The 4,121-nt window shown below is 57.4% G+C and carries 6 protein-coding genes; all 6 read right to left on the minus strand.

Annotated elements, in window-relative coordinates; all coding sequences use genetic code 11:
• On the minus strand, positions 1–535 hold a 535-nt coding region (coaD, locus tag IQ273_RS31210), incomplete at its 3' end, for a pantetheine-phosphate adenylyltransferase (RefSeq protein WP_194026979.1).
• A 156-nt stretch (positions 536–691) separates the two neighbouring features.
• The gene (locus IQ273_RS31215; RefSeq protein WP_194026980.1) at positions 692–1,207 is read right to left on the minus strand and encodes a GNAT family N-acetyltransferase; all 516 of its coding nucleotides are present in this window, start codon (positions 1,205–1,207) and stop codon (positions 692–694) included.
• 27 nt (positions 1,208–1,234) lie between these two features.
• The gene (locus IQ273_RS31220) at positions 1,235–1,825 is read right to left on the minus strand and encodes a tRNA-(ms[2]io[6]A)-hydroxylase (RefSeq protein ID WP_194026977.1); all 591 of its coding nucleotides are present in this window, start codon (positions 1,823–1,825) and stop codon (positions 1,235–1,237) included.
• 111 nt (positions 1,826–1,936) lie between these two features.
• Positions 1,937–2,398: a type II 3-dehydroquinate dehydratase gene (aroQ, locus tag IQ273_RS31225; RefSeq protein WP_194026978.1), complete on the minus strand. Its 462-nt coding sequence runs from the start codon at positions 2,396–2,398 to the stop codon at positions 1,937–1,939.
• Between the two features lie 132 nt (positions 2,399–2,530).
• Positions 2,531–2,662 (minus strand): hypothetical protein, encoded by a 132-nt coding sequence (locus IQ273_RS34600; protein WP_255534761.1) that lies wholly within the window; start codon positions 2,660–2,662, stop codon positions 2,531–2,533.
• A 153-nt stretch (positions 2,663–2,815) separates the two neighbouring features.
• Positions 2,816–4,057 carry a competence/damage-inducible protein A gene (locus tag IQ273_RS31230; RefSeq protein ID WP_194026981.1) on the minus strand — a complete coding sequence of 414 codons (1,242 nt, stop codon included), beginning with the start codon at positions 4,055–4,057 and terminating at the stop codon, positions 2,816–2,818.
• Between the last annotated feature and the right edge of the window lie 64 nt (positions 4,058–4,121).

The following is a 4,121-nucleotide window of genomic DNA, read 5'->3' on the forward strand; positions in this document are numbered from 1 at the left end:
CCGATGGACTGGGCACCGCGGGGTTGACCATGGCGGGGCTGGGCATTGAGGCGGGCGGGGTCTGGGCGTAGCATTGGTAAATGTCTCGCGCTACATGGTGGGGAACAAGATGGTCGATGGGGCCGCCAAAGCGAGCAATTTCTTTGACCAGGCTGCTGCTGAGAAAGCCGTACTCTGTAGAGGTCGAGAGAAAGAGAGTTTCGATATCGTCGGCCAGGGTTTTATTAGTATGCGCCATTTGCAGCTCTTTTTCGAAATCGGAGAGCACCCGTAGCCCCCGCAGCAGCACTTGGGCCTGTCGCTGGCGAGCGTAAGTGATGGTGAGGCCGTCGTAGTGATCGATATCGACGTTGCTGAGGTGACCTACCGAACGCTCAATTTGATGCATGCGCTCATCGGTAGAAAACATAGGCACTTTGTTAGGATTGCTAGACACCAGCACTATCACCCGTTCAAACAATCGACTGCCACGGGTAATGATGTCGACATGGCCCAAGGTAATGGGGTCAAAACTGCCGGGGTAGATGGCAATCAAAACGGCCTTGCCCAGTAGGAATGTGGCGATTATAGCTAAATTCTGTCGGTTTAGGGCCTGGAGCCTGGGACGACCGACTTGGGGAATAATACTGTATGGCTTGTACGTTGTCTGGGTAGGCAGGTTAAACACCATAGCCCTGAAGCTTCACTAGCCCTAATTTTGGTCAAATTTAGATGGAGCCAGTTTTTTGCGGTAGACGCGATCGCACCTGGCTGTCTCCACGCCGCTGGCTGGTTTATAGCCGCTCGCTTCGTACAGCCCCACGGCTTCTTTGAGCACTGAGGCGGTTTCCAGCCAAATCTCCTCAAAACCGCGTTGCTGAATGGCCGACTCCATCGTGCTCAGCAGGTAGCGCCCCAGCCCCTGCCCCCGCGCCTGGGGCCGCAGATACATTTTGCGCAGCTCTACAGCGCTGAGGCCACGGCTGGTGGGTCGATAGCCTGCGGTTCCAACCAGTACCTCGTCAACCTCCACGACCCAAAATTCGCCGCCAGTCTCCCAGTAGCAGACCTCAACGTCTTGGGCATCGCGATCGCTGTCAGCGGGCTCGCAGGTCAGGTTATATTCTTGCAGCACCTGAGCAATCAGGGCAAGGGCGTCATCGCGATCGCCGGGCTGCCAACTGCGAATCAGGTAGGGACCAAAGGTGCTGCGGTGTTCGATGGGCATCATCAGATGTTGTGAGCGGTGAATGCGTTAGCTGTGAATGCGGGGGTGCGGATGCAGAGTAGATAAAATCTCGCTTTCTGCGACAGCCAGGGTTTCTAGCCGAGCCTCGACCTCGGCGCGCGGGAAACGGCCCGTAGCGAGCACCCAGTAAGCCCCGTAGTGGCGAGCTTCCGAGGCCATCAGGCTGCGGTAAAAGTGAGCCAGGTCCGAATCGGGGCAGTGCTGGCCCAGAAGCCCTAACCGCTCATGGCTGCGGGCTTCGATTAGGGCCGATACCAGCAGAACATCGAGCTGGCGGTGGGGTTCGACGGAGCGCACCTGCTGATGTAGGGCAGCCCCGTAGGACGGCGGCGGTAACGGCCCAAAGGCTACACCACGGCGTTCGAGCCACTGATTAACCTGGGCAAAGTGAGCCAGTTCTTCCTGGGCGATCGCGGTCAGAGCCTTGACCAACTCAGCATCTGATGGGTATCGGTTGATTAAACCCATCGCCACCCCCGCCGCCTTACGCTCGCACTGGGCGTGGTCCAGCAAAATTTCGTCGAGATTGGCCAGGGCCTGCTCAACCCAGTCTTGAGACGTGGGTACCTGAAGAAATTTAATCGTGGCGGTGGCCATACAGATAGGGAAAGAGCTAGGAAAAGTTTGCGTCGGTTCAAGTCTAAACCACCAGCCGTTTACCGACCCCGCACCCATCTACCCATCTACCCGACCGTCCACCCACTTCACCTACTCATCCCTAAGCCCCTGCTGAAGACTCTTGAGGTGCTGCACCAGTCCATACAAACCAAGGCGATAGCTGTCGGATCCAAAACCACAAATTTGCCCTACGGCTACGGCAGCAATGTAGGAGTGGTGGCGAAAGGGTTCGCGCTTGTGGATATTGCTGAGGTGTACCTCGACGGTGGGTAGGCCTACAGCGGCGATCGCATCTCGAATCGCGACGCTGGTGTGTGTATAGGCACCAGGATTGATTAAGATGCCATCCTGCTGGCCGTAGCAAGCCTGGATGCAATCTACTAACGCACCTTCGCTGTTCGATTGAAAAAACTTTAAAGCTGCCCCTACGTACCCCGACTCCTTAGCCAGCATCGCTTCGATCGTAGCTAGCGTTTGGCTACCGTAAATGCCGGGTTCTCGCAAACCCAGCATGTTCAAGTTGGGACCGTGGACAACCTGAACCCTAAACAATGGCCTAGTTCCTCATAACGTCGATTATCTCGACGCCTTAAAGCCTTACTCAAACCGGACGGGATCTGTCACAACCGGCTCAAATTTCAGCAGGAAAACCGCTTACCAAAAATTTAAGCTTTAGAGAGTGACCTAGCGACGGGGCTCATCCACAGGAATGGGGATCAGCTCAGGCTCGACCTGGGTTTCGGGACCAAATAGAGCCTCGATGACCCTATCGACCCAATCGCGCAGTTTTTCGAGAGCCTCTTCGATGTAATCCATTAGGATAAAACTCCTTACTGGCACACGCCACCCCATCTGTTCTTGCCTAAACACTGACCCAGGTCAGTAAAGCCCAGGTTAGTGGAGCTAATAGGGGCTGCACTTTTCCATAATTACATAATAGCCAATTGAAGCAAATGATCAACCCACCCGTTACAGCAGGTTGCGGCGCAGGGCATCGAGAGCAGAAAGAGCGCTGAGTTGGCGCACCCAGTCGCGCCCCCGGTAGCCAGAAAACTCGTGTCTGTAGCTCACCACCTCGCCGCTGGGAGCAGCCAGGCCAATGTAGACTAGCCCCACAGGTTTGTCAGGGCTACCGCCCCCCGGTCCGGCAATGCCGGTAATGCTCAAGGCCCAGTCAGTGTGCAGCAGCACCTTGGCCCCCAGCGCCATTTGCTCAGCGACAATCGCACTCACGGCCCCTTGCGTGTCTAAAACAGCCGCCTCGACCTTGAGCAGGTTAACCTTAACGCGGTTGTCGTAGGCAATGACACCGCCGTAAAAATAGGCTGAGCTACCAGCTATATCGGTCAGTAGTTGGCCCAGGCCGCCCCCAGTGCACGACTCAGCCACAGCCACCGTCTGCTGGCGCTGCAGCAAGAGATCACCCACCACCGAGGCCAAGGTATCATCGTCGGCCCCGTAGCAGTTGTCTTTCATCAGGGCGCGAATGCCTGCTTCCACCGGCTCAATTTGAGCCAGAGCGGCGGCGGTTGAGTCAGCCCTGACGCTAATGCGCAGTTTGGCTTCGCCCTTGCTGGCGTAAGGGGCCACCGTGGGGTTGCCCTGGCTGAGGTAAGGGGCCACCTGCTCGGCCAAAGCCGATTCGCTAATGCCCCAAAACCTCAGCATACGGCTGACAATCGTAGTCGTCACCCAGCCCCTAGCGCGCAGGTAGGGCACAGCGGTTTCGCGCCACATGGCCTGCATTTCACGCGGCACGCCGGGAAAGGTCATGAGGGTTAAGCTGGGGCGTGGTGACCAGATGATGCCAGGAGCGGTGCCCTGGGGGTTGGGCAATACCATGGCTCCCTCCGGCAGCAGTGCCTGTTTGCGGTTGCTGGGGGGCATCGTGCGGCCCCGCGCCGTAAATTTGGCTTCAATATCTGCCAGCAGGTCGGCATGCTCTACCAGGGGGGCACCAAACAGGTCGGCCAGCGTCTCTATGGTCAGGTCGTCGGGGGTAGGGCCAAGGCCGCCGGTAAACAGCAGCAGCTTTGCGTCGCCGGAGCGCTCTGCGGCCAGAGTCACCACCTGCTGAATTCGGGCCGGATTGTCGCCCACCACGGTTTGGTAATAGTGGGCAATTCCCAGAGCGGCCAGCTCTTGGGCTAAAAATTGAGCGTTGCTGTTGAGAATATCCCCCAGCAGTAGCTCGGTACCAACGCAGATGATCTCTGCACTTCTAGTGACTAAGCTGGGGTCGTTGAAATTTTCAGGCTGAGGGGCGGGGCTAGGG

Source organism: Nodosilinea sp. LEGE 07298, from assembly GCF_015207265.1.
Classification (GTDB): Bacteria; Cyanobacteriota; Cyanobacteriia; order Phormidesmidales; family Phormidesmidaceae; genus Nodosilinea.